This window comes from Streptomyces sp. NPDC043952, assembly GCF_056435325.1.
The window spans coordinates 39,687-62,103 of record NZ_JBWKES010000023.1 but is presented as its reverse complement, the minus strand read 5'-3'; the positions used below and the strand labels follow the sequence as shown (position 1 = coordinate 62,103).

Below are 22,417 nucleotides of genomic sequence, written 5' to 3'. Positions count from 1 at the left end.
GCGACCTAGGGCAGCATCCGGGCCAGGTACGGCGCCGTCGCGCTGCCCTCCGCGCGGGCCACCCGCTGCGGCGGTCCCGCGGCGACGATCCGGCCGCCCTGGTCACCGCCGCCCGGTCCGAGGTCGATGACCCAGTCGGCGCCCGCGACCACCGTCATGTCGTGCTCGACCACGACGACCGTGTGCCCGGCGTCGACCAGTCCGTGCAGCCGGTCCATCAGGACCTCCACGTCGGCCGGGTGCAGGCCGGTGGTCGGCTCGTCCAGCAGGTACAGGGTGTGACCGCGGCGCCCACGCTGGAGTTCGCTCGCCAGCTTGATCCGCTGGGCCTCGCCGCCGGACAGCTCGGTCGCGGGCTGGCCGAGGCGCAGATAGCCGAGGCCCACGTCGAGCAGCGTGCCCAGGCTGCGGGCGGCGGCCGGGACGTCCGCGAAGAACTCCGCCGCCGCCTCCACCGTCAGATCCAGCACCTCGGCGATGTTCCGCCCCCGGTACGCCACCTGGAGCGTCTCGGGGTTGTAGCGGGCGCCGCCGCAGTCCGGGCAGGGCGCGTACGTGCTCGGCAGGAACAGCAGCTCGACGCTGACGAACCCCTCGCCCTGGCAGGTCTCGCAGCGGCCCCCGGCGACATTGAACGAGAACCCCCCGACGCCGTACCCGCGCCGGTGCGCCTCGTCGGTCGCCGCGAAGATCTTCCGTACCACGTCGAACAGCCCGGTGTACGTGGCCAGGTTGGAGCGCGGGGTACGGCCGATCGGCTTCTGGTCAACCCGCACCAGCCGGTCGACGCCCGCCAGCCCCTGCGTCAACTCCCCGATCAGCGTGGACTTCCCGGAGCCGGAGACCCCGGTGACGGCGGTGAACGCGCCCAGCGGGAACGCGGCCGTCACCTCCCGCAGGTTGTGCCGGCTCACCGGGCCGACCTTCAACCAGCCGCGCGGCTCGCGGACTTCACGCGGGGGTCCCGGCGCCTCGTCGAAGAGGAACGCGGCCGTCGCCGACTCCTCGACCGACGCCAGCTCGGCCGGCGGCCCGCTGTACAGCACCCGTCCCCCGTGCTCGCCCGCGCCCGGACCCACGTCCACCAGCCAGTCGGCGCCGCGCACCACCTCCAGATGGTGTTCCACCACGAACACCGAGTTCCCCGCCGCCTTCAGCCGGGCCAGCACCCCGAGCAGCGCCTCGGTGTCCGCCGGGTGCAGTCCCGCGGACGGTTCGTCCAGCACGTACACCACACCGAACAGTCCCGACCGCAACTGCGTGGCCAGGCGCAGCCGTTGCAGCTCGCCCGCCGAGAGGGTGGGCGTGGCACGGTCCAGGCTCAAGTAGCCGAGGCCGAGTTCGACCACCGGCGCGATCCGGGACTTCAGATCCTCCGTGAGGACGCGGGCCGCCCCGGTGCCGCCGTCCAGCAGCCCGGCCAGGTCGGTCAGGGGCAGCGACGCCAGCTCGGCGATGGTGCGCCCGCCGAAGGTCACCGCCAGCGCCTCGGGCCGCAGCCGGCTGCCCCCGCACCCCGCGCAGGGCGCGCTGGTCAGAAAGCGCTCCGCCTTGGCGCGCAGGGTGGGCGACTTGGTGTCCGAGAACGTCTTGAGCACATACCGGCGGGCGCTCATGTACGTGCCCTGGTACGGGCGTTGGATCCGGTCCGCGTCCCGCACCGGATGCACCGTGACGACCGGCTGCTCGTCCGTGAACAGGATCCACTGCCGCTGTTCGGCGGGCAGCTCGCGCCAGGGCCGGTCCACGTCGTAGCCGAGCGCGTCCAGGATGTCCCGCAGGTTCTTGCCCTGCCAGGCGCCCGGCCACGCGGCGATCGCGCCCTCGCGCACCGACAGCGAGGGATCGGGCACCAGCAACTCCTCGCTGGTGTCGTGCACTTGCCCCAGCCCGTGGCACCGAGGGCAGGCGCCCGCCGCCGTGTTCGGCGAGAACGCGTCGGAATCCAGGCGCTCCGCGCCCGGCGGATACTCCCCGGCGCGCGAGAACAACATGCGCAGGGAGTTGGAGAGGTTGGTGACCGTGCCCACCGAGGAGCGCGAGGTGGGGGCCGCCCGGCGCTGCTGGAGGGAGACCGCGGGCGGCAGCCCGGTGATCTCACCGACCTTGGGCGCGCCGACCTGGTGGATCAGCCGGCGCGCGTACGGCGCGACCGACTCGAAGTAACGGCGCTGCGCCTCGGCGTAGATCGTGCCGAACGCCAGCGACGACTTCCCCGAGCCGGACACCCCGGTGAACACGGCCAGTACGTCACGCGGGACGTCCACGTCGACGCCCTGGAGATTGTGCTCACGGGCGCCGCGGACGCGGACACAGGGATCATGGGGGCTGTGGTGCATGGAAGACACACCCTATCCGCCCCCGCCTACTAGGACCGCGGAGGGTTGCCCGGGTCCTGCCGGGTGCCGAACTCGTCCCGCGCCTTGTCCTGGGCGGTGTCGACCTGCTTCTGGTACTTGTTGCCGGTGCGCTGGTCGATGTAGTCGCCGCCCTTGTCGATGCCCTTGTCGGCCTGGCTTTCGTGGCCCTTGATCATGCCCTTGAGCTTGTCCATGAAGGACATGGCGGTCCTCCTCCTCGCTTGCGTTCTTGCCCTCTCAGGGTCACCGGCACGGGCCCGCCTCGCATCTCGGGGCCGTCCGGGTGCTCAGGGGGCGAACAGCTCGGCCAGCAGGCGGTAGGAGTCCAGCAGCGCCGGGCGGTCGTAGCCGCTGGTCGTGACCAGGACCTCGGCCGCGCCGGTCTCCTTCAGCACCGCTTCCAGCTCGTCCGCGACCTGGTCCGGGGTGCCCGCGAGCTGCCCGGCGAGCTGGGCGTCGTACGCCTCCCGCTCCCGCGCGCTCAGCACACGGGCCTCGGTCTCCCCGGCCGGGGCGAGCGGCGGGAAGGTGCCGTGCGTGCGCGCGTACGCCATCGACCACGCCTCCGGGACCAGCAGCCGCCGCGCCGCCTCCTCGGTCCGGGCGACCGCGACCGCCCCGGAGATCACCACGTAGGGGTCGGCCGCCCAGGGTGAGGGGCGGAAGGCGGCGCGGTAGCGCTCGACGCCGCGCAGCAGCCGGTCCCGGTCGCGCAGGTCCCCGATGACCAGGGGCAGCCCGGCCCGCGCCGCGATCCGCGCGCCCTCGCCCAGGGCCAGCACGAACGGCGGTACCCGCAGGCCGTCCGCCGGCCGGGCGCGCACCCCCGCAGGGGACGGCCCGGAGAACCAGTCGAGCAGCTCGCCGAGCTGGGCGCCGAAGTCCGCCGCGTCCTCCTTGTCCCGGCCGAGCGCCCGGCGCACCCCGTCCGTGAAGCCCACCGAACGCCCGAGACCCATGTCGATCCGCCCCGGAAACAGCGACTCCAGCACCCCGAACTGCTCGGCGACGACGAACGGCCGGTGATTGGGCAGCATCACCCCGCCGGTGCCCACCCGGATCGTCCGGGTGGCGGCGGCCACCACGGCGGCCAGCACCGTCGGCGCGGAACCGGCGACACCGGGCACCCCGTGGTGCTCGGACACCCAGAACCGGTGGTAGCCGAGCGCCTCCGCCTCCCTGGCCAGCGCCACGGTGTCCCGCAGCGCCTCGGCGGGCGGGTGGCCCTGGCGGATGCGGGAGCGGTCGAGGACGGAGAACCTGGTCCGGGAGATCACTGAACTGCGCACGCAGGGTTCAACGCCCTGGCGGCCCGCGGATTCCCGCGGGTGGCTAGGGTTCTCGTGTGAGCGACAACAGCGCCCGGCCGATCGCCGTGTTCGACCTCGACAACACCCTGGCGGACACCGCCCACCGGCAGCACTTCCTCCGGCGGCGGCCCAAGGACTGGGACGGGTTCTTCGCCGCCGCGCCCGCGGACCCGCCGCTCGCCGAGGGCGTCAGGCTGGCCCGCGAGAGCGCGCGGGACTGCGAGATCGTCTACCTGACCGGCCGCCCGGAGCGCTGCCGCCGCGACACCCTGGACTGGCTCGCCGCGCACGAACTGCCCGCGGGTGACCTGTACATGCGGGGCGACGCGGACCGCAGGCCCGCCCGGTTCACCAAGCTCGCGACCCTGCGCAGGCTCGCCCGGGGCCGCGAGGTGCGCTTCCTCGTGGACGACGACGCGGTGGTCTGCGACGACGCCGAGCGCGCCGGATTCACCGTGGTGCGGGCCGGCTGGGCCGAGGATTCCGCGGCGCTGCGGGAGGCCCAGGAGAAGGAGGGCCGTACCTGAGACGGTGTGAAGCGGGACCGTACCCGAGGCGGCGCGGTCAGTCGCCGTCCTCGATGCGGAAGCCCACCTTCAGGCCCACCTGGTAGTGCTCGATCCGGCCGTCCTCGATCTGGCCGCGGACCTGTGTCACCTCGAACCAGTCCAGATTGCGCAGCGTCTGGCCGGCGCGTGTGATGCCGTTGCGGATGGCCTGGTCGAGACCCTCGTGCGAGGTGCCGACGATCTCGGTGACCCGGTAGGTGTGGTTCGTCATCGGGGGCTCCTTGGGCCGGGGGACACGCCGTACTCCACGGTGCCGCATCCCGGCCCGCTCCGCACGGCGTAGCAGCCGTCACCCGGCGTAGTCGCCGGCAGCCCTTGACCTCGGCATTGGTCCATACCAAAATCCAGCCACACCCGTACGAGCACCCGTGCTCGTCCCCCCACGTCGGGCTTCCACCCCTGTGCGCATCCGCCATGCCAGACAGAACAGGACCCCTCGTGAGACGTCGTCTGCTCGCCCTCAGCTGTGTCACCGGCTGCCTCGTCAGCGGCTGCGGGATGCTCCCCGGCACCCATCAGCGTGAGACCGTCACCGTGTGGCTGATGAAGGACAGCGCCTCGGCGAACTTCCTCGACCGCTTCACCAAGGACTTCGAACACACCCACCCTGACCTGCGCCTGGACATCCGCATCCAGGACTGGACCGGCATCGTGGCGAAGGTCCGCAAGGCGCTCGCGGGGACCTCCGGCGACGCCCCGGACGTGATCGAGGTCGGCAACACCCAGGTGCCGCTGTACGCCGACGGCGGTCGGCTCGCCGACCTGACCCTGGAGTCGATGCGCGACTGGGGCAAGGACAAGTGGCTGCCCGGTCTCGCCGAACCCGGCAAGGACGGCAGCTCGCAGTACGGCATCCCCTGGTATGCCGCCAACCGCGTCGTCATCTACCGCAAGGACCTGTTCGCCCAGGCCGGCATCGCCCGCCCGCCGCGCACCCGCGCCGAATGGCTCGCCGACACCGAGAAGCTCGACTCCGGCGCCAGCCAGGGGATTTACCTCGCCGGACAGGACTGGTACACGCTCTCCGGCTTCATCTGGGACGAGGGCGGCGACCTCGCCCGCAAGGTCGGCGACTACGACTGGAAGGGCGCCCTGGATTCCCCCGCCGCGCTGCGCGGCATGGACTTCTACCGGCGGCTCCAGTCGCTGGGCGACGGGCCCAAGGACGCCGACGAGGAACACCCGCCGCAGGCCGGGGTGTTCGCGGGCGGCAAGGTGGCGCAGATCGTCGCCGTACCGGGACTCGCGCAGGACATCGTGCGGCGGAACCCGCAACTCAAGGGAAAACTGGGCTACTTCCCGGTGCCCGGCCCGACCGCCGCCCGGCCCGGCGCCGTGTTCACCGGCGGCTCCGACCTCGTCATCCCGCAGAACACCAAGGACCAGTTCGCGGCGACCGCCGTCGTCGGGGCGCTCACCGGCGCCAAGTGGGACACCGAACTCGCCCGCACCATGAACTACGTGCCGAACAAGACCACGCTGGCCGCCGCCGTCTCCGGCGAGGAGGGGGTCGCCGCCATGGCCGCGGGCGCGGCACACGGCAGGGCGACCCCCAACACCCCTCAGTGGGCGGACGTCGAGGCCGACAACCCGATCAAGCAGTACATGACCAGGGTGCTGAACGGGGCGGACCCGGCGACGGAGGCCCGCCGGGCGTCACAGCGGATCACCGAGGAACTCACCCCTAGACTCTGAGCCGTTCACCGCGCCACGCCCGTCGCTCACCGTGCCACGCTCAGCGACAGCGCGAACCGTTCCTCCGCGTCGGTCCACCAGTGGGTCAAGTCGAGCCCGGTGGCGGCCAGTTCCCGGCTCACGCCTTCCTTCCGGAACTTCGCCGACACCTCGGTGCGCAGCTCCTCGCCCGCCGCGAACTCCACCGCGAGGTCCAGCGCGGGCACCTTCACGGTCTGCGCGGTGCGCGCGCGCAGCCGCATCTCGATCCACTCGTGGCGGGCGTCCCACAGGGCCACATGCTCGAAGGCGTCCGGGTCGAAGTCGGCGCCCAGTTCGCGGTTGACGACGTTCAGCACGTTCTTGTCGAACCCGGCCGTCACCCCGGCCGCGTCGTCGTACGCCCGCACCAGCACCTGCTCGTCCTTGACCAGATCGGTGCCGAGCAGCAGCCCGTCGCCTGGTTCGAGCAGGGCGCGCACCGAGGCGAGGAACGCGGCGCGTTCGGCGGGCAGCAGATTGCCGATGGTGCCGCCGAGGAACGCCACCAGCCGGGGGCCGGGCGTCGCGGGCAGGTCGAGCGGCGCGGTGAAGTCGGCGATCAGCGCGTGCACATCGAGGGCCGGGCGCTCCGCGACGAGTGCCCGGCCTGCCCGGGTCAGGGCGCTCTCGCTGACGTCCACCGGGACGTACGCGGCCAGCGAGGTGAGCGCGTCGAGCAGGTGGCGGGTCTTCTCCGAGGAGCCCGAGCCCAGCTCGATCAGCGTCCGGGCCCCGCTCGCGGCGGCGATCTCACCGGACCGGGCGACCAGGATCTCCCGCTCGGCACGGGTCGGGTAGTACTCGGGCAACTCGGTGATCTTGTCGAAGAGTTCGCTGCCCCGCGCGTCGTAGAACCACTTCGGCGGCAGCCACTTGGGGTCGTCGGTCAGGCCGCGCTCGACATCGGCGCGCAGCGCGGCCTCCGTCGCGTCCTCGGGGAGGGTGCGGGTGACATGCAGAGGGCTCACGTACAGGGCTCCTTCGGTGGTACGGCGGCCGGTCGCGCCGCCGGGGCGAGCAGCACGCCGGTGCTGTCCGCGGTGAGCACGGTGCGGTCGGGGACCTCCCGCCACAGCGGGTCGTCGTCGTAGGGCTCGGAGGCGACGACCGTGCCGCGGCCGGGCTCCGTGCGGTACCAGAGGCTGTCGCCCCAGGCGGTGGCGGCGATGGTGGTGCCGTCCGTCAGCAGCAGGTTCAGCCGGGAGGCGGGGGCCGCCCGCGCGACCTCGCGCGCCGTCTCCGCGAGGGCCCGGTCCGGGGCGGCACCGGTGCGCAGCCGGTGCAGCACCAGGGCCCAGACGAACGCCGAGTCGGTGCGGGCGGGCAGCGACAGCAAATCGACCGGGGGCAGCGCGGCCACCAGGGGTGCCGCCGCGTCCGGCCAGCCCGCGACCGCCCCGTTGTGGCTGAACAGCCAGCGCCCCGCGGCGAACGGCGCCGCGGCGGCCTCCGCGTCCGCCCCCGCGAGGGTGGCGTCCCGTACGGCGGCGAGCACCGCGCCGGAGCGCACCACCCGGACCAGGTCGGTGAAGGACAGGTCCGCCCAGATCGGCCCGGCCCGCCGGTACCGGGCGGGCTCGGGGTCACCAGGCGCGTACCAGCCCACGCCGAAACCGTCGGCGTTGACCGTGCCGTACCGCTGCCGCCGCGGCGCCCACGACTGCCGGAACAGGCTGTGCGGGGGCCCCGTCAGCAGCTGGCCGATCGGCAACTCGGGTCCGACATAGGCGAGGTGACGGCACATCAGATGGACTCCGAGCGCGCGGTGCGGAACCCGGAGAAGATCTGCCGCCGGATCGGATAGTCCCAGTTGCGGAAGGTGCCCCGGCAGGCGACCGGGTCCACGGCGAACGAACCGCCGCGCAGCACCTTGTACTCGGGGCCGAAGAACACCTCCGAGTACTCCCTGTACGGGAACGCCCGGAACCCCGGATACGGCAGGAAGTCGCTCGCCGTCCACTCCCACACGTCACCGATCAACTGCCGTACTCCGAGCGGGGATTCGCCTGCCGGATAGCTCCCGGCCGGTGCGGGTCCCAGATGCCGCTGGCCGAGGTTGGCGTGCTCCGGCGCCGGGTCGGCGTCGCCCCAGGGGTAGCGCCGGGAGCGGCCGGTGGCCGGGTCGTGCCGGGCGGCCTTCTCCCACTCCGCCTCGGTGGGCAGCCGGCGCCCGGCCCAGCGGGCGTAGGCGTCCGCCTCGTACCAGCACACATGCAGCACCGGCTCGTCCGGCGGCACCACCTCGGTGGTGCCGAAGCGGCGGCGCAGCCAGCGGTCGCCCTCCCGGCGCCAGAACAGCGGCGCGCCGATGTCGTGCCGCCGGATGTGCGCCCAGCCCTCCGGCGCCCACCAGCGCTCGGTGTCGTAACCGCCGTCCTCGATGAACGCCTGGTACGCCGCGTTCGTCACCGGGGTGGTGTCGATCCAGAACGGCGCCACCTGACGCGGGTGCGCCGGGCGTTCGTTGTCCAGCGCCCACGGTTCACCGGAGGTGCCCATGGTGAACGGGCCGCCGGGCACGAGGACTTCGGCCGGGCCGGTGAACGGCGGGCCGGGCTCCGGCTCCGGCGCGGTCAGGACCGGCGGGCCGGTGCGCAGCTGATGGGTGATCAGCATCGTCTCGTCGTGCTGCTGTTCGTGCTGCGCGACCATCCCGAAGGCGAAGCCGGCCTCGGTCAGCCCGGTGCCCCGGAGATCGGCGGACTCCAGCACGTCCAGCACCCGCCCGCGCACCTCGGCCACGTAATGCCGGGCCTCCGCGGGCGGCAGCAGCGGCAGCGAGGGCCGCTTTGCGCGCGGATGCTCGAAGGCGTCGTACAGGCCGTCGATCTCGGGGCGCAGCGCCTCCCGCCCGCCGACCGCCCGCAGCAGCCACAGCTCCTCCTGGTTGCCGATGTGCGCGAGGTCCCACACCAGCGGGGACATCAACGGCGAGTGCTGGGCGGTGAGTTCGGGTTCGTCCACGCAGGTGGTGAGCGAGGTGGTGCGGTCGCGGGCGGTGGTGAGCGAGGCCAGCGCGCGCTCGCGCAAAGCCTCGGTGTCCGGCTCCGCGGCCGTGGTGTCGGCCTTGGCGGCGGTCATGAGGGGATGTCCTTCCTGCCATGGGCGGCATGGCCGCTCCCGGACCGGGCGATGCCGGTGCCGGGGGGTGCGTCCAGCACATCGTCGGCCGGGCAGCGGCCGCGGGCGACATAGCGCTCCAGGTACCCCGCCACGGCGTCCGTCACCTCGGCGCCGGCCCCGAGCCGGGGCAGCGCGTCCAGCGCCGCCGCGAAACAGGCGGCGGCCACCTCCCGCAGCTCCGGGTCGGCGAGCCCGCGCCGCGCCGCGTCGGACCACAGCGGGTTGTGCGGGGCCGGCCGGTTCAGGGCCCGCTCGGCCAGGGGTTTCACCAACCGGTAGGCGGTCTCGGCCGCCTGGGGATCGTCGAACAGCGCCGCCGTCACCGCGAGCGGCACGATCCAGCCGTCGTCACCCGGCTGCGCGTCGATCATCCGCAGTTCCAGATGGCCGCGCGGTCTCACCGGCGGGAAGAGGGTGGTGAGGTGGTAGTCGAGATCCGACCGGGTGGGCGGCCGGGGCCCGTGGCCGCGCGTCCACTCCCGGAAGGTCAGCCGCTCGGGCACCTCCCAGGGCCCGCCGTCCTGGCGCACGCACATCACCGGGGAGTCCAGCACGTGCCGGGCCCACGCCGCGCGCGGCTCCTCCTCCAGCGGGGGCGCGCCCGCCCGGTCCGCGCCGATCCGCGCCCACATCAGCTGCCGGGTGGACAGCCAGCCCGTGGGCAGCCGGCCGATCAGCGGGGAGTTGGCAAACGCGGCGACCAGGACCGCGCCCAGCTGGTGCGCCAGCCACCAGCGCCGCCCGTGCCCCAGCGGGCCCGGCTCCTCGTGGCCCGCGTCCACGCAGACCTGCACGGAGGCGGAGGCGCGCATCATGTGCCGGCCGGCCGGTCCGGTGCGGTCCAGGCAGGTCTCCATCGCGTCGTAGCGCGGCTCGCGCAGGAACCTGTCGGGGAGGCGGAAGGGATCGTGGCCGAGGCCGACGAGGACGAGCCCGTGCCCGTCGAGGACGGCGCGGACGGCCGCGAGGTCGGCGGAGACGGTGCCGACGCACTCCGTCAGGCAGGCGGCGGGCGGCGAGCTCAGCTCCAGCTGGCCGCCGGGTTCGACGGTGAGCGCAGAACCGAGGGGTACGGCGCGCACGGCGGCGTAGGCCGCGCGAAGCCGTTCGGGTGACACGGGGCGCTGTGGCAGGCCCCGGTCCTGGACGAGCCACTCCAGCTCCACACCGAGGGTGCGGGGTGGCCCGGTCTTGAAGCAGATGCCCTGGACCAGGGCGTCCACCTCGGCCTCGGTGACGGCCGTACGGTGCTCCGTACAGTCGCCACCCTCGTCTGTCGCATCGGACATGTCGGGATCCTCCTGAGATTCCACCATGTCTCCGGCCCCGCGTCCGGTGGGCCGGGCAGGCACTCGTCCCAGCCAAAACCCTCGTGCCGCGTCGCACAAGAGTGCCTCCCGGACGTCTCCGGCACGTCACCGCCGCGACCGCGCGCGTTCGCGGCGGGTTCCGGGGCGGTTCCGGGCGGGTTCGGGCGGTTCCGGGACCGGTTTGGGGGCCGGTTCCGGGGCCGGGAAATTCCGTTGCACCGCCCCACCAGCATCACTCAGGATGACCGCATGAGCACAACGGGGGAGACCGCGCGGGCCGCGATCATGGCGTCCACGGGGGTGGCGCCATGAGCGCGCGCCTGCGCGGGATCGCCGCAGAGACGGAACAGATCGTCGCCGTGGGCCGCTACCGGGCTCCGGGCGGCCCGGAGGTGTCCCTCGCGGACGCGATAGCGACCGCCCGGACCGGCACCCGGATGTACGGCCCCGGACCCATCCCGGTGCCGCCGGCACCCGGCCTGGACACGGCCGTCGAGGTGACCGGCGAGAGCAGCATGGAGGCCGCCCACCGGCTGTCCGGCGCCCCGGTCGCCGTCCTGAACTTCGCCTCGGCGAGAAACCCCGGCGGCGGCTACCTGAACGGCGCCCAGGCCCAGGAAGAGGCCCTGTGCCGCGCCTCCGCGCTGTACACCTGCCTGCTGCGGGTCCGGGAGTTCTACGACCACCACCGCGCCGACCGGGACCCGCTCTACTCCGACCGGGTGATCCACAGCCCCGGCGTCCCCGTCTTCCGCGACGACCGCGGACGGCTCCTCGCCGAGCCCTACCACGTGGGCTTCCTGACCGCCGCCGCCCCGAACGCGGGGGTCCTGCGGCGTACGGCCCCCGACCGCGCCGCCGAAGTCCCGGCCTCCCTCGCGACCCGCGCCGAACGGGTCCTGGAGACCGCCGCGGCCCATGGCTACCGGCGGCTGGTGCTGGGCGCCTGGGGCTGCGGCGTCTTCCAGAACGATCCGGCGCAGGTCGCCGCCGCGTTCCGGAACCTGCTCGGCGCCGGTGGCCGCTTCGAGCGGACGTTCGAGCGCGTGGTGTTCGGCGTGCTGGACCGGACGCCCGGCGCGACGGTGCGGGAGGCGTTCGTACGAGCGTTCGTGCCGGCCGGGGTGTGAGCGAGGCGGGGCGGCCCCTCCGGGGCGCAGGCTGCTGGAGCCGGTGCCGCGCCCCGGTGTCCGGGCCGGTGGACGTCGGCCCCTGTTGTCCCGGTGCCCCGCCCCCGCCGTCGGCCGTCAGGTCCAGCCGTACCGCTCGTGCAGCCGCTGCCGGACCAGATTGAAGCGCATCCGGTCCAGGGCGCACGCCTCGCGGCGCATGCCGTCCTCGTGCAGGCGCAGCACCCGGTCCACGTCCACCCAGGAGTCCCGGCCCGAGCGGTCCCAGGGGCCGCTGCCGATGGCCACCCACTCGCGGTCGCCGTCGTGCCGCTTGCTGGAGAGCTGCACGGCCAGGAAGGTGCCCGCCGCCTCGCGGGCGACGACCAGTACCGGGCGGTCCTTGCCCCGGCCGTCGTCCTCCTCGAACGGCACCCAGGTCCACACGATCTCGCCGGGGTCCGGGTCGCCGTCGTGGGCCGGGGAGTACTCGGTGCGCACCCGGCCGACCGCGCGCGGGTCGGCCTCGGTGGTCGCGTGTGGGCCGTTACGGCCGGGAACGTTCTCGTCGGTGTCGGTATACGTGCTCACGGGGGCACCCTAGTGGCACCTCCGACCGGGGCAACGAGCGCCCGGCGCCTGCGCGTTGGCCCTGTCCGGATCGGTCCCGGTATGGGTCAGGACGGTCCGTCGGCGGGCCGGGCGGTGATGCCCAGGCCGGGGCGGCGGTTGTGCACGGTGAGATAGGTCAGCCCCCGCGTCCCCGCGCTGACGCTGCGGGTGGAACCGCGCGGCAGCCACACCAGCGCACCCTCGCCGAGCGGCCGGGGCGCGTCCGAGGCGCCCGCGCCGAGCACACCGTCCCCGGCGACGACCAGCAGCAGCACGTCCAGCCGCGCCTCCGCGTGCGCCGCGATCCGCCCGCCCGGCGCGATCCGCACCACATTGGCATCCAACTGGCGCCCGCTCTCGGCGAGTTTCCACAGCACACCGGACGGCACCGGCGGCTCCTCGGCCAGCGCCCGCGCCTCGCACAGGATACGCGGAACCGGTTCCGCCCGCCCGGCCTGCGCCGCTGGGCCGTCGGCCGCGGACTCTGATGTCATGTGCACCCCTCGCTGTCTCGGCTCCCGGAAGCCACCGTACAATTTTCACACGTAGGATTCGTGAAAAATACTCGCAGGTGAGGAGCGGTGGACATGGCGGAGAGCCCGCGCCGGCGTGCCGTGCTGGACGCGCTGCGCGCCGCGCCCGCGCCGCTCGGGGTGACGGAGACCGCCGCGCGGCTCGGCGTCCACCCCAACACCGTCCGCTTCCACCTGGACGCCCTGGTGGCCGACGGCCTGGTCGAGCGCCGGGCCGAGCCGTCCACCGGCCCCGGCCGGCCGCGCACCGTCTACACCGTCCGCCCCGGCATGGACCGCGGCGGCGCCCGGCGGTACCTGCTGCTGGCGCGGATGCTGCTCAGCCGCTGGGCGTCGGCCGACCCGGCCGAGGCACGCGAGCAGGCCATGGAGACCGGCCGGGAATGGGGGCGGTTCCTGGTGGAGCCGCCGCCCCCGTTCGAGCGGCCGACGGCCGAAGGGGCCGTGACCCGGCTGCTCGCCCTGCTGGACGACCTGGGCTTCGAGCCGGCTCCGGCCCCGGACCCGGAACCGAGGGCGGGGGCTGACCCGGAGCCGGAGTCAGGGGCGGGGGCGGACTCAGGGGCGAGCGGCGGGCGGCGTATCCGGCTCGGCCACTGCCCCTTCCTCGAACTGGCAGAGGAGCACGGCGCGTTGGTCTGCCCCCTCCATCTCGGCCTGATCCAGGGCGCCCTGGACCGGCTCGGCGCGCCGCTGACCGCGACCCGTCTGGAGCCATTCGCCGAACCCGACGCCTGCTACGCCCACTTGGGCGCGGCGGGCTCCGCACCAGGGCACACCGGAAAGGCAGCACACCGATGAACACCGCGCCCGCGGCCGTCGCCACCGCCGTCACCTTCGTCTGGCTCGGCATGGTGCTGGCGATCTCCTTCCTGGAGGCGCCACTGAAGTTCCGCGCGCCGGGCGTGTCCGTCCCCGTCGGGCTCGGCATCGGCCGGCTGGTGTTCCGGGCGCTGAACACCGTCGAGGCGGTGTGCGCGGCCGTGGTGATCGCCGCCGTCGCGGTGGGCGCCGCCCCCGCCCCGATCACCGGCCTGACCGCCGCCGCGGTGGTCCTCCTCCTGCTCCAACTGACGGCCGTACGGCCCTTTTTGAGCCGCCGCTCCGACCGGGTCCTCGCGGGCGAGAACCTGCCCCGCTCCCACGGTCACCTGTGGTACGTGGCCCTGGAACTCCTCAAGGTCGCCGCCCTGCTCGCCCTGGGCATCGGCCTCCTCGCGGTCTGACCGCTCACCCGGCCGTGCCGGGCGGCCACCGCTCGTGCCACCGCGACTCCGCCTCCAACTGGGCGGCGAGCGACACCAGCAGCGGTTCGCTGTCCGCGGGCCCGAGCAGCTGCGCCCCCACCGGCAGCCCGTCCCCGGCGAACCCGGCGGGCACATTGACCCCCGGCCAGCCCAGCACGTTCCACGGCCACGCGTACGGACACGCGGCGATCATCGCCCGGTCCGTGGCCATCGGGCCGAGCCGGTACAGCGCGCCGATCCGCGGCGGGGGCGCGGCCGTGGTCGGGGCGAGGATCACGTCGTACGACCGGAAGAAGGCGCCGATCCGCCGGTGCAGCGCCGCCTCGGCGCGCCGGGCCGCCCGCAGCGGGGCGCCGCCGAGCAGCCGGCCGAGCCGGGCCGCGCCGCGGGTGCGCGCGTCGAGCAGCGCGGGGTCGGGGGCCTCGGCGGCCAGTTCGGCGATCCCGGCGGTGGCGCGGGGCACGAAGGCCAGCCCGATCTGCCCGTAGGGCGGGTCGTCCTCCGTCACCTCGTGCCCCAACCCGGCGAGATGTCCGGCGAGTTCGGTGACACGGGCGCGGATCTGCGGATGCAGCCGGGCCGGTACGGCGGTGAACGGCGGCTTCAGGGAGAGCGCGATGCGCAGCCGTCCGGGGTCGCGGCCGACCGCGTCCGCCACCGTCAGCGCGGGCGGCCGGTGCACGTCGAGGGCGTGGCTGCCGCTCGCCGCGTCCAGCAGCAGGGCGGCGTCGGCGACCGTGCGGGCCAGCGTCCCGTTGACCGTGATGCCCTGGAAGGGATCGGGGCGCGGCCAGGTGGAGATCCGGCCGCGCTGTGGCTTGATGCCGATCAGCCGGGTCCAGGCGGCCGGTATGCGCACCGAACCGGCGCCGTCGGAGCCGAGCGCCGCCGGGACGAGGCCCGCCGCGACCGCCGCCGCCGAGCCGCCCGAGGAGCCGCCGGGGGTGTGCCCGTGGTGCCAGGGGTTGCGGGTGGCGCCGAAGGCCCGCCCCTCCGTGAACGGCCACTGTCCCAGCTCGCAGGTGTTCGTCTTGCCGACGATCACCGCGCCGGCCGCGCGCAGCCGCCGTACCGCCTCCCCGTCGGCGGCCACCGGCGGGAAGTCGCCCGCGCAGCCGAACGCCGTCGGCTCGCCCGCCACGTCCGTGTCGTCCTTCACCGCGAGGGGCACCCCGAGCAGCGGCCGCCGCCCGCCGGCCGCCAACTCCCGGTCGGCGGCGTCCGCTTCGGCGAGCGCGGCCTCGGCGCGTACGATCCGGAAGGCGTTCAGCACCGGCCGGCTCGCCTCGATTCGGGCCAGGGCCTGCTCGACCAGCGTCCGTGAGGTCACCTCCCCGGCGGCGAGCGCGCGGGCGGACTCGGCGAGACCGGGGGAGCGGTCGGGCGTCATGGGCGCGTACCTCCGGGAGGCTCCGGACACGGGGTCTACCGAACGGTAACGTCAACAAGCCGGGCTGGGGAGGGGTTTACCCGCGCGGTCCGCGGCTCACCGCGCCAACAGTCGCCGCAGCCAGTCGAGTCGGGCGGCGCGTGCCGTCCGGGACAGGGCCGCGTCGGGGGCGAGCGCCTCGAAGCCGTGGAACGCGCCGGGCCAGACGTGGAGTTCGGCCGCCGCGCCGGCCTTCCAGAGACGGGAGGCGTAGGCGACCGTCTCGTCCCGGAAGGTCTCCGCCGAGCCGACGTCGAGGTAGGCGGGCGGCAGCCCGGACAGATCGCCGGCGCGGGCGGGGGCCGCGTACGGGGAGACGTCCGGGCCGCCCCGGTGCGCGCCCAGCAGGGCCGTCCAGGCGGTCTCGTTGGCGGTGCGGTCCCACAGGCCGAGACCCGCCATCTGGTGGCTGGAGACGGTGTCGTTACGGTCGTCCAGCATCGGGCTCATCAGCAACTGGCCGAGGAGGAAGGGCCCTTGCCGGTCGCGGGCGAGCAGCGCCGCGGCCGCCGCGAGTCCGCCGCCCGCGCTGGCCCCCGCGAGGACGATGCGCCGCGGGGCGCCGCCGATCTCGGCCGTGTGCGCGGCGGTCCAGACGAGTCCCGCGTAGACGTCCTCGACCGGTGCCGGGTGCGGGTGTTCGGGGGCGAGCCGGTAGTCGACCGACACCACCACCGCGCCCAGCTCCCGCGCCCAGCTCAGGGGGATGTCCACCCCGGCCCGGTCGGTGCCGGCCATCATGCCGCCGCCGTGCACGTGGTAGAGCACCGGCAGCGGGGCCGTCGTATCCGCCGGGCGGCAGATCAGCAGCGGGACGCCGGGGGCGCCCGGCGGACCCGGCACGGCGTGCTCGCTCACCTCGAAGGCGCCGCCCAGCGTGAGGTCCGGTGCGGCCAGACAGGTGCCGCGCCGGGCGGCGCCGAGGTCCTCCAGCCGGAAGCCGGGCACGGCCGCGTCCCCGAGCGCCTCCAGACACGCGGCCAGCTCCGGGTCGAACGGCGGCGGGACCAGGGACACGGCTTCCTCCTCGGACGGGCTGACGCGATCACGGCCGTACGGCCATCGTCCGCATACCCGCGATGCCGCGCACCAGATACCCGCGATGCCGCGCACCAGCAGTACGGCGCCGGCGGACCGGCCGGGGAGCCTGGACCGCAAGGTGCGGCTTCTCGGTGGGAAGACGACGCGGGCCGGCCGAGGAGCCCTTAGGGGCCGGAAAAACCCGTAGGGGCCGGAAGCCGCTCGGTTCCGGTCCCTACGGGTGGTGCGAGGGGCGGCTCAGGCGGCCGCGGTCTCCGTCACGGTGCCGTGCAGGCGCGCCACGACCTCGGTCAGCTGGGCGGCGACCTCGGTGTCGTCGGCCGGGTGGGTCTCGGCGAAGCGGGTCAGGGAGCCGGGGATCGAGAGCTTGATGTCCTCGACGACCTTGCCGCCGGCGATGCCGGCCGCCTTGCGGGTGTCGTCCTGCGCCCACACGCCGCCGTACTGGCCGAAGGCGGTGCCGATCACGGCGACGGGCTTGCCGCCGAAGGCGCCGGCGCCGTAGGGGCGGGACAGCCAGTCGATGGCGTTCTTCAGGACGGCCGGCATGGTGCCGTTGTACTCGGGCGAGAACAGCAGGAACGCGTCGGCGCTCTGAGCGGCCTCACGAAGAGCCGCGGCGGCGGCCGGGACACCGCCCTCGACGTCGATGTCCTCGTTGTAGAAGGGCACGTCGGCCAGGCCCTCGAAGATCACGACCTCGGCGCCCTCGGGGGCGAGCTTGGCGGCCGCCTCGGCCAGCTGACGGTTGTGCGAACCGGCACGCAGGCTGCCGACGAGCGCGAGGATACGAACAGACATGGGAAGACTCCAGGGGCTGAAACATCGCCGTTACGATCCGGACCAAGGTCCGTTTAAATTTCTATCACTCTAACCGGACCGGGGTCCAGTTCTGTTCCCGGTGCTTTACGCTGTCTTCATGTCCAGCGCGCCGCAGCCCTTCCCGACGCCGCAGGAGCCCTCCGACGCGCCTCCCCTGCTGGAGCTCGGCACCGCTCCCGAGGAGCCCTGTCTGCGCGCCGACGCGGCCCGCAATCGCGCCCGGCTGCTGGAGGCCGCCGCCCGCCTGATCGCGGAGCACGGCGTGGCCGGCGTCACCATGGAGGCCGTCGCCTCGGCGGCCAAGGTCGGCAAGGGCACGGTATTCCGGCGCTTCGGCGACCGCACCGGGCTGCTGACGGCCCTGCTCGACCACTCGGGCCGGCAGCTCCAGGCCGACTTCCTCTGTGGCCCCCCGCCGCTCGGCCCCGGCGCCCCGCCCCTGGAGCGGCTGCGGGCGTTCGGCATCGCGGTGCTCTACCGCTCGGCCGAGCAGCTGGAACTGCAGCTCGCCGCCCAGCCCGAGGCCTGCCGCCGCTTCTCCCACCCCGCGACGCAGGCGCTGCGCACCCATGTGGTCATGCTGCTGCGGCAGATCGTGCCGGACGCGGACTGCGAGCTGCTCGCCCACACCCTGCTGGCCTCGCTCGACCCGGCCCTCATCCACCATCTGACCCGGCAGCGCGGGCTGCCCATGGCCCGCCTGGAGGCGGCCTGGGTGGATCTGGTCGCGCGGGTTACGGGCACCGAGCCGCCCGCCTGACCCGTCTCGCAAGGGGTCGGGTGGCCCCGTCCGGCGCACCGAACGGACCTACTCCGCACGGGAGTTGGTCAAAAGACGAATCACGGTCCCCCGCCCGCCGCGCCCCCGGACCGCTCTGCCAAGATGCGGTCTGTCATGGTGCAGATACCGAACACTCCCACGAGTGCCGATGTGGCCCGCCTGGCCGGCGTCTCGCGCGCGACCGTGTCCTACGTCCTGAACAACACCGAGGCCGTACGGATCAGTGAACCCACGCGGCGGCGCGTCCACGAGGCCGCGCGGGAACTGGGGTACGTCCCCCACGCGGCCGCCCGCAGTCTGCGCGCCGGCCGCAGCCGTACGGTCCTCATGCCGGCCCCGGTGGTACCGGTCGGCCCCCTCTACAGCGCGTTCCTCAACGAGGTCCACAGCGCCCTGGGCCGGCTCGACTACACCGTCGTCCAGTACGGCTCCGTCGGCCTCCAGGGCGACGAAGCCGCCCGCGCCTGGGCCGAGTTGCGGCCCGTGGCGGTCCTGGTGCCCGGCACCGGGCTCGGGCCGCGGGGCGTGGCCGTCCTCAAACGCTCCGGCGCCCGCGCGGTCGTCACCCTCGGACCCGAACGCGTCGAGGGCGCGCACGCCCTGCTGATGGACCATGAGGCCGTGGGCCGGTGCGCGGCCGCCCACCTGTACGAGCGCGGCAGGCGGCGGATCGGGGTCGTCGTACCCCATGAACCGGGCCTGGAGGCGTATTCGGGGCCCCGGCTGGCCGGCGCCCGGCGGGCGCTGCGCGGCACCGGGGCGAGCGTCACCGGCGTACCGCTCGCCTACACGGAGCGGTCCGCCGCCGAACTCGCGGGGCACTGGCCCGACTTGGACGCGGTGTTCGCCTACAACGACGAGTACGCCATGCTGCTGATGCGCGCCCTCCAGGACGCGGGGCGGCGCATCCCCGAGGACGTGGCCGTGATCGGCGCCGACGACCTGATGCTCGGCCGGCTGCTGCGGCCCCGGCTGAGCACCGTGCGCATCGAACTGCCCTCGGGCCGGGACCTCGCCGCCCTGGTCGACCGCGCGGTCCGCGATCCGGGCGGCGAACCGGAGGTGCACCGGGTCCTGGGCTCCTCGGTCGTACCCCGCGAGTCCACCTGAACCCGGCCCGCCACCCCCGGCACCGCTACTGCGCCTGGCCCTCCTGGGCCGCGATGCTCTTGCGGACCTCGTCCATGTCCAGCTTCCGCGCCTGGCCGATGACGTCCGTCAGGGCCGCCTCGGGCAGCGCACCCGGCTGGGCGAACACGGCCACCCGGTCCCGCACGATCATCAGCGTCGGGATCGACTGGATGCCGAAGGCCTGCGCCAGCTCCGGCTGGGCCTCGGTGTCCACCTTGCCGAACACCAGGTCCGGGTTGTCCTCGGCGGCCTTCTCGTACACCGGCGCGAACTGCCGGCACGGCCCGCACCAGGACGCCCAGAAATCGATGAGCACGAAGTCGTTGTCCGTGACCGTCTGGTCGAAGTTGTCCTTGGTCAGTTCCACGGTGCTGCTCATGGCCTGGTTCCCTCTTCCTGGTGTGGGGTTGCCGACGGCACAAACACGACCGCCGGACCGGCTATTCCGGGCAGTGTCCCCGCCGGTGCGGGCACGGCGCACGCGCACCCGGAGGCCCCACGCGCGCCGGGCGCCCGTGTGCGCGCTCGTACCCATGTGGCCGCCGCGCACACCACCCACCAGACTGACCCCATGACGGAAACGACGGAATCGGAAACCATCGCGTACGACATCGTGGTGCTCGGGGCCGGGCCCGTGGGGGAGAACGTCGCCGACCGCACCCGCGCGGCCGGCCTCACCACCGCGATCGTGGAGAGCGAACTGGTCGGCGGCGAGTGCTCCTACTGGGCGTGCATGCCCAGCAAAGCGCTGCTCAGGCCGGTCATCGCCCGCGCCGACGCCCGCCGGCTGCCCGGCCTCGCCGCGGCGGTCCAGGGCCCCCTCGACGCCCCGGCCGTACTGGAGCGCCGCGACGACTTCACCTCCCACTGGCAGGACGACGGGCAGGTGGACTGGGTGGAGGGCATCGGCGCCGACCTCTACCGGGGCCACGGCCGCCTCGCGGGCCCGCGCCGGGTCACCGTCACCGTGTCCGACGGCAGCGTCACCACCCTCACCGCCCGGCACGCCGTCGTCGTCTGCACCGGCACCCGCGCCCAGCTGCCCGACCTGCCCGGACTCGCCGAGGTGCGGCCGTGGACCAGCCGCGAGGCCACCAGCGCGGACACGGCACCCGGCCGGCTGATCGTCGTCGGCGGCGGTGTCGTCGCCACCGAGATGGCCACCGCCTGGGCGGCGCTCGGCAGCCGGGTCACGCTGCTGGTGCGCGGCAAGGGCCTGCTCAGCCGGATGGAGCCGTTCGCCGGGGAACTGGTCGCCGAGGCGCTCACCGAGGCCGGGGTGGACGTGCGCACCGGGACCTCCGTCACGTCCGTCACGCGGGAGGACGGCACCGTCGTGGCCCTCACTCGTACGGGTGAGCGGTTCGAGGCCGACGAGATCCTGTTCGCCACCGGCCGCGTCCCCCAGACCGACGACATCGGCCTCGACACCGTCGGTCTGGAACCCGGCTCCTGGCTGGAGGTCGACGACACCCTGCGGGTCACCGGGACCGACTGGCTGTACGCCGCCGGTGACGTCAACCACCGCGCGCTCCTCACCCACCAGGGCAAGTACCAGGCCCGGATCGCGGGCGCGGCCATCGGCGCCCGCGCGGCCGGCACCCCGCTGCTCGACGGACCCTGGGGCCCGCACGCGGCCACCGCCGACCACGGGGCCGTACCCCAGGTCGTGTTCACCGACCCGGAGGCCGCCGCGGTCGGCCTCTCCCTCGCCGAGGCGGAGGAGGCCGGCCACCGGGTCCGCGCGGTGGACGTCGAGTTCTCCTCCGTCGCCGGGGCGGCCCTGTACGGCGACGGCTACAAAGGGCGCGCCCGTATGGTCGTGGACCTGGAGGACGAGATCCTGCGGGGCGTCACCTTCGTCGGCCCCGGCGTCGGCGAACTCATCCACTCGGCCACGATCGCCGTCGCGGGTCACGTCCCGGTCAGCCGCCTGTGGCACGTGGTCCCGTCGTACCCGACGCTCAGCGAGGTGTGGCTGCGACTGCTGGAGGCGTACCGGGACAACTGACGGGCGCTCTACGGCAGTTCGAAGCCGAGGGCGGTCGCGGCCGCGGCCGGGGTCGGCTGGGACCACAGGGCGGCGACCGCCTCGTTGGTGGACAGCGAGCGCGGCTCGGCGCGGTCGAGGTAGAGCGTACCGCCGAGGTGATCCGTCTCGTGCTGCACGATACGGGCGGGCCAGCCGGTGAACACCTCGTCCACCGGGCGCCCCCGCTCGTCCTCGGCACGCAGCCGCACCTCGGCGTGCCGGGCCACCACCGCCTGCCAGCCGGGCACGCTCAGGCAGCCCTCGAAGAACGCGGCGCGCGCGGTGCCGACGGGTTCGTACACGGGGTTGACCAGCACCCGGAAGGGCTGCGGGCGCCGGCCCCGGACCGCGGCGATCTCCTCCGGCACCGGCGCCGGGTCCTCCAGGACCGCGATCCGCAGCTCCACGCCGACCTGGGGCGCGGCGAGGCCCACGCCCGGCGCGGCGTGCATGGTCCGGCGCAGCGCCTCGACGAAGCGGGCCAGCAGGGCGGGGCCGAGCTGGCCTTCGTACGCCTCGGTGGGGCGGCGCAGCACCGGCCGGCCGGCGGCGACGATGGGCAGGGGGCCGCCGGCGGCGAGGAGTTCCTCGACCCGTTCGGCGAGCGGCGCGTGATCACGGTCGGGTGCCATCGCGCCAGGATGCCACGGTGGCCCGCTCGGGGACGAGGCGCGCGGACCGGTGCCGGGGCGTGCCGCCCGAGCGGGGCGGCGAGTCGCCTCGGGGCCGCGGCAGGGCGGCGAGTCGCCTCCGGGCCGTGGCAGGGTGCCTCGGCGCGCCGTGGCGGGACGCGGGCGACGACTCGGCGTGCCGTGGGAGGACGCCTCGGTACGTGGTGGCGGCGGCGCCTCAGTGCTGCGGGAAGTCGCCCGCCAGCGCGGCGGCGATGCGCAGGTGCCGCTCCGCCTCCGCGTGCCGCGCCTGCCGTTCGAGGGTGCGGCCCAGCATCAGCCGGGCGTAGTGCTCCACCGGGTCGCGCTCCACGATCAGCCGCAGCTCGGCCTCGGCCCGCCGCAGCTGCGCGGAGTGGTAGTAGGCGCGGGCCAGCAGCAGCCGGGGCCCGGTCTGCTCCGGCACCTCCTCCACCAGAGCGGCCAGCACGCGCGCCGCGCCCGCGTAGTCCTTGGCCGCGAAGAACGCCCGAGCACGCTCCCAGCGCTCGGCGGCGGTGCCGTGGTCGTAGTACGTGGTCTCCACTGGTGACCTCCTTCGGCGGGCATAACGGCACCGGGTAGTTCAATATTCCACTACCTCCCCCCCCGCTTTCCCGTGGGGCAACTCACGCGCGGGCG

The 22,417-nt window shown here is 74.4% G+C and carries 24 protein-coding genes; 8 read left to right on the top strand and 16 right to left on the bottom strand.

What is annotated here, in order from left to right:
• Positions 1 to 5 precede the first annotated feature (5 nt).
• The 3 genes from AC069R_RS24180 to AC069R_RS24170 all read right to left on the bottom strand — a co-directional run bounded on the left by AC069R_RS24180 (position 6) and on the right by AC069R_RS24170 (position 3,649).
• Positions 6 to 2,339, bottom strand: a complete 2,334-nt coding sequence (locus AC069R_RS24180; RefSeq protein ID WP_478768897.1) for an ATP-binding cassette domain-containing protein — start codon at positions 2,337 to 2,339, stop codon at positions 6 to 8.
• Positions 2,340 to 2,368: 29 nt separating this feature from the next.
• Positions 2,369 to 2,563: an antitoxin gene (locus AC069R_RS24175; protein ID WP_478768896.1), complete on the bottom strand. Its 195-nt coding sequence runs from the start codon at positions 2,561 to 2,563 to the stop codon at positions 2,369 to 2,371.
• A gap of 84 nt (positions 2,564 to 2,647) precedes the next feature.
• The gene (locus AC069R_RS24170; RefSeq protein WP_478768895.1) at positions 2,648 to 3,649 is read right to left on the bottom strand and encodes an LLM class flavin-dependent oxidoreductase; all 1,002 of its coding nucleotides are present in this window, start codon (positions 3,647 to 3,649) and stop codon (positions 2,648 to 2,650) included.
• A 56-nt stretch (positions 3,650 to 3,705) separates the two neighbouring features.
• Between AC069R_RS24170 and AC069R_RS24165 the strand changes: the two genes are divergently transcribed.
• The gene (locus AC069R_RS24165; protein ID WP_478768894.1) at positions 3,706 to 4,197 is read left to right on the top strand and encodes a phosphatase domain-containing protein; all 492 of its coding nucleotides are present in this window, start codon (positions 3,706 to 3,708) and stop codon (positions 4,195 to 4,197) included.
• A 37-nt stretch (positions 4,198 to 4,234) separates the two neighbouring features.
• Here AC069R_RS24165 and AC069R_RS24160 read toward each other — a convergent pair whose 3' ends face one another.
• The gene (locus AC069R_RS24160; protein WP_397982656.1) at positions 4,235 to 4,450 is read right to left on the bottom strand and encodes a dodecin; all 216 of its coding nucleotides are present in this window, start codon (positions 4,448 to 4,450) and stop codon (positions 4,235 to 4,237) included.
• A gap of 227 nt (positions 4,451 to 4,677) precedes the next feature.
• Between AC069R_RS24160 and AC069R_RS24155 the strand changes: the two genes are divergently transcribed.
• Positions 4,678 to 5,934, top strand: a complete 1,257-nt coding sequence (locus tag AC069R_RS24155) for an extracellular solute-binding protein (RefSeq protein ID WP_478768893.1) — start codon at positions 4,678 to 4,680, stop codon at positions 5,932 to 5,934.
• A 26-nt stretch (positions 5,935 to 5,960) separates the two neighbouring features.
• Here the strand turns inward: AC069R_RS24155 and egtD are convergent, their stop codons facing one another.
• The 4 genes from egtD to egtA are packed head-to-tail and all read right to left on the bottom strand — an operon-like array spanning position 5,961 to position 10,367.
• Entirely contained in the window at positions 5,961 to 6,923 is a 963-nt protein-coding gene (gene egtD / locus AC069R_RS24150; RefSeq protein WP_478768892.1) for an L-histidine N(alpha)-methyltransferase, read from the bottom strand.
• On the bottom strand, positions 6,920 to 7,699 hold the full coding sequence (gene egtC / locus AC069R_RS24145; RefSeq protein ID WP_478768891.1) for an ergothioneine biosynthesis protein EgtC: 780 nt from the start codon (positions 7,697 to 7,699) through the stop codon (positions 6,920 to 6,922). The genes egtD and egtC overlap by 4 nt, the downstream gene beginning before the upstream one ends.
• Positions 7,699 to 9,036: an ergothioneine biosynthesis protein EgtB gene (egtB, locus tag AC069R_RS24140; RefSeq protein ID WP_478768890.1), complete on the bottom strand. Its 1,338-nt coding sequence runs from the start codon at positions 9,034 to 9,036 to the stop codon at positions 7,699 to 7,701. The genes egtC and egtB overlap by 1 nt, the downstream gene beginning before the upstream one ends.
• On the bottom strand, positions 9,033 to 10,367 hold the full coding sequence (gene egtA / locus AC069R_RS24135) for an ergothioneine biosynthesis glutamate--cysteine ligase EgtA (protein WP_478768889.1): 1,335 nt from the start codon (positions 10,365 to 10,367) through the stop codon (positions 9,033 to 9,035). Before egtA ends, egtB begins: the two co-directional genes overlap by 4 nt.
• Before the next feature lie 329 nt (positions 10,368 to 10,696).
• Between egtA and AC069R_RS24130 the strand changes: the two genes are divergently transcribed.
• The gene (locus AC069R_RS24130) at positions 10,697 to 11,518 is read left to right on the top strand and encodes a TIGR02452 family protein (RefSeq protein WP_478768888.1); all 822 of its coding nucleotides are present in this window, start codon (positions 10,697 to 10,699) and stop codon (positions 11,516 to 11,518) included.
• Positions 11,519 to 11,635: 117 nt separating this feature from the next.
• Here the strand turns inward: AC069R_RS24130 and AC069R_RS24125 are convergent, their stop codons facing one another.
• Together AC069R_RS24125 and AC069R_RS24120 are read right to left on the bottom strand one after the other, a co-directional pair.
• Entirely contained in the window at positions 11,636 to 12,088 is a 453-nt protein-coding gene (locus AC069R_RS24125; RefSeq protein WP_478768887.1) for a type II toxin-antitoxin system PemK/MazF family toxin, read from the bottom strand.
• 86 nt (positions 12,089 to 12,174) lie between these two features.
• A complete protein-coding gene (locus AC069R_RS24120) occupies positions 12,175 to 12,603 on the bottom strand; it encodes a cupin domain-containing protein (RefSeq protein ID WP_478768886.1) in 429 nt (142 codons plus the stop codon).
• A gap of 93 nt (positions 12,604 to 12,696) precedes the next feature.
• Here AC069R_RS24120 and AC069R_RS24115 point away from each other — a divergent pair, with 93 nt between their 5' ends.
• Positions 12,697 to 13,443: a helix-turn-helix transcriptional regulator gene (locus AC069R_RS24115; protein WP_478768885.1), complete on the top strand. Its 747-nt coding sequence runs from the start codon at positions 12,697 to 12,699 to the stop codon at positions 13,441 to 13,443.
• On the top strand, positions 13,440 to 13,868 hold the full coding sequence (locus AC069R_RS24110; protein ID WP_478768884.1) for a hypothetical protein: 429 nt from the start codon (positions 13,440 to 13,442) through the stop codon (positions 13,866 to 13,868). The genes AC069R_RS24115 and AC069R_RS24110 overlap by 4 nt, the downstream gene beginning before the upstream one ends.
• Before the next feature lie 4 nt (positions 13,869 to 13,872).
• Here the strand turns inward: AC069R_RS24110 and AC069R_RS24105 are convergent, their stop codons facing one another.
• The 3 genes from AC069R_RS24105 to AC069R_RS24095 all read right to left on the bottom strand — a co-directional run bounded on the left by AC069R_RS24105 (position 13,873) and on the right by AC069R_RS24095 (position 17,160).
• Positions 13,873 to 15,279 carry an amidase gene (locus AC069R_RS24105; RefSeq protein ID WP_478768883.1) on the bottom strand — a complete coding sequence of 469 codons (1,407 nt, stop codon included), beginning with the start codon at positions 15,277 to 15,279 and terminating at the stop codon, positions 13,873 to 13,875.
• A gap of 96 nt (positions 15,280 to 15,375) precedes the next feature.
• The gene (locus AC069R_RS24100; protein WP_478768882.1) at positions 15,376 to 16,335 is read right to left on the bottom strand and encodes an alpha/beta hydrolase; all 960 of its coding nucleotides are present in this window, start codon (positions 16,333 to 16,335) and stop codon (positions 15,376 to 15,378) included.
• 261 nt (positions 16,336 to 16,596) lie between these two features.
• Positions 16,597 to 17,160, bottom strand: coding sequence for an NAD(P)H-dependent oxidoreductase (locus AC069R_RS24095; RefSeq protein ID WP_478768881.1), 564 nt, complete (start codon positions 17,158 to 17,160; stop codon positions 16,597 to 16,599).
• Between the two features lie 100 nt (positions 17,161 to 17,260).
• On the opposite strand from AC069R_RS24095, the gene AC069R_RS24090 reads away from it, so the two are divergent.
• Both AC069R_RS24090 and AC069R_RS24085 read left to right on the top strand, forming a co-directional pair.
• The gene (locus AC069R_RS24090) at positions 17,261 to 17,941 is read left to right on the top strand and encodes a TetR/AcrR family transcriptional regulator (protein WP_478768880.1); all 681 of its coding nucleotides are present in this window, start codon (positions 17,261 to 17,263) and stop codon (positions 17,939 to 17,941) included.
• 123 nt (positions 17,942 to 18,064) lie between these two features.
• Positions 18,065 to 19,072, top strand: a complete 1,008-nt coding sequence (locus AC069R_RS24085; RefSeq protein ID WP_478768879.1) for a LacI family DNA-binding transcriptional regulator — start codon at positions 18,065 to 18,067, stop codon at positions 19,070 to 19,072.
• 25 nt (positions 19,073 to 19,097) lie between these two features.
• On the opposite strand, the gene trxA is transcribed toward AC069R_RS24085, so the two are convergent.
• Complete coding sequence (gene trxA, locus AC069R_RS24080; RefSeq protein WP_478768878.1) at positions 19,098 to 19,472, bottom strand: thioredoxin; 375 nt, start codon at positions 19,470 to 19,472, stop codon at positions 19,098 to 19,100.
• Positions 19,473 to 19,664: 192 nt separating this feature from the next.
• Here trxA and AC069R_RS24075 point away from each other — a divergent pair, with 192 nt between their 5' ends.
• Complete coding sequence (locus AC069R_RS24075; RefSeq protein WP_478768877.1) at positions 19,665 to 21,104, top strand: dihydrolipoyl dehydrogenase family protein; 1,440 nt, start codon at positions 19,665 to 19,667, stop codon at positions 21,102 to 21,104.
• 8 nt (positions 21,105 to 21,112) lie between these two features.
• Here AC069R_RS24075 and AC069R_RS24070 read toward each other — a convergent pair whose 3' ends face one another.
• Together AC069R_RS24070 and AC069R_RS24065 are read right to left on the bottom strand one after the other, a co-directional pair.
• Positions 21,113 to 21,757, bottom strand: a complete 645-nt coding sequence (locus tag AC069R_RS24070; protein ID WP_478768876.1) for a peptide deformylase — start codon at positions 21,755 to 21,757, stop codon at positions 21,113 to 21,115.
• A 217-nt stretch (positions 21,758 to 21,974) separates the two neighbouring features.
• Positions 21,975 to 22,322: a tetratricopeptide repeat protein gene (locus tag AC069R_RS24065; protein WP_478768875.1), complete on the bottom strand. Its 348-nt coding sequence runs from the start codon at positions 22,320 to 22,322 to the stop codon at positions 21,975 to 21,977.
• Positions 22,323 to 22,417: the final 95 nt, after the last annotated feature.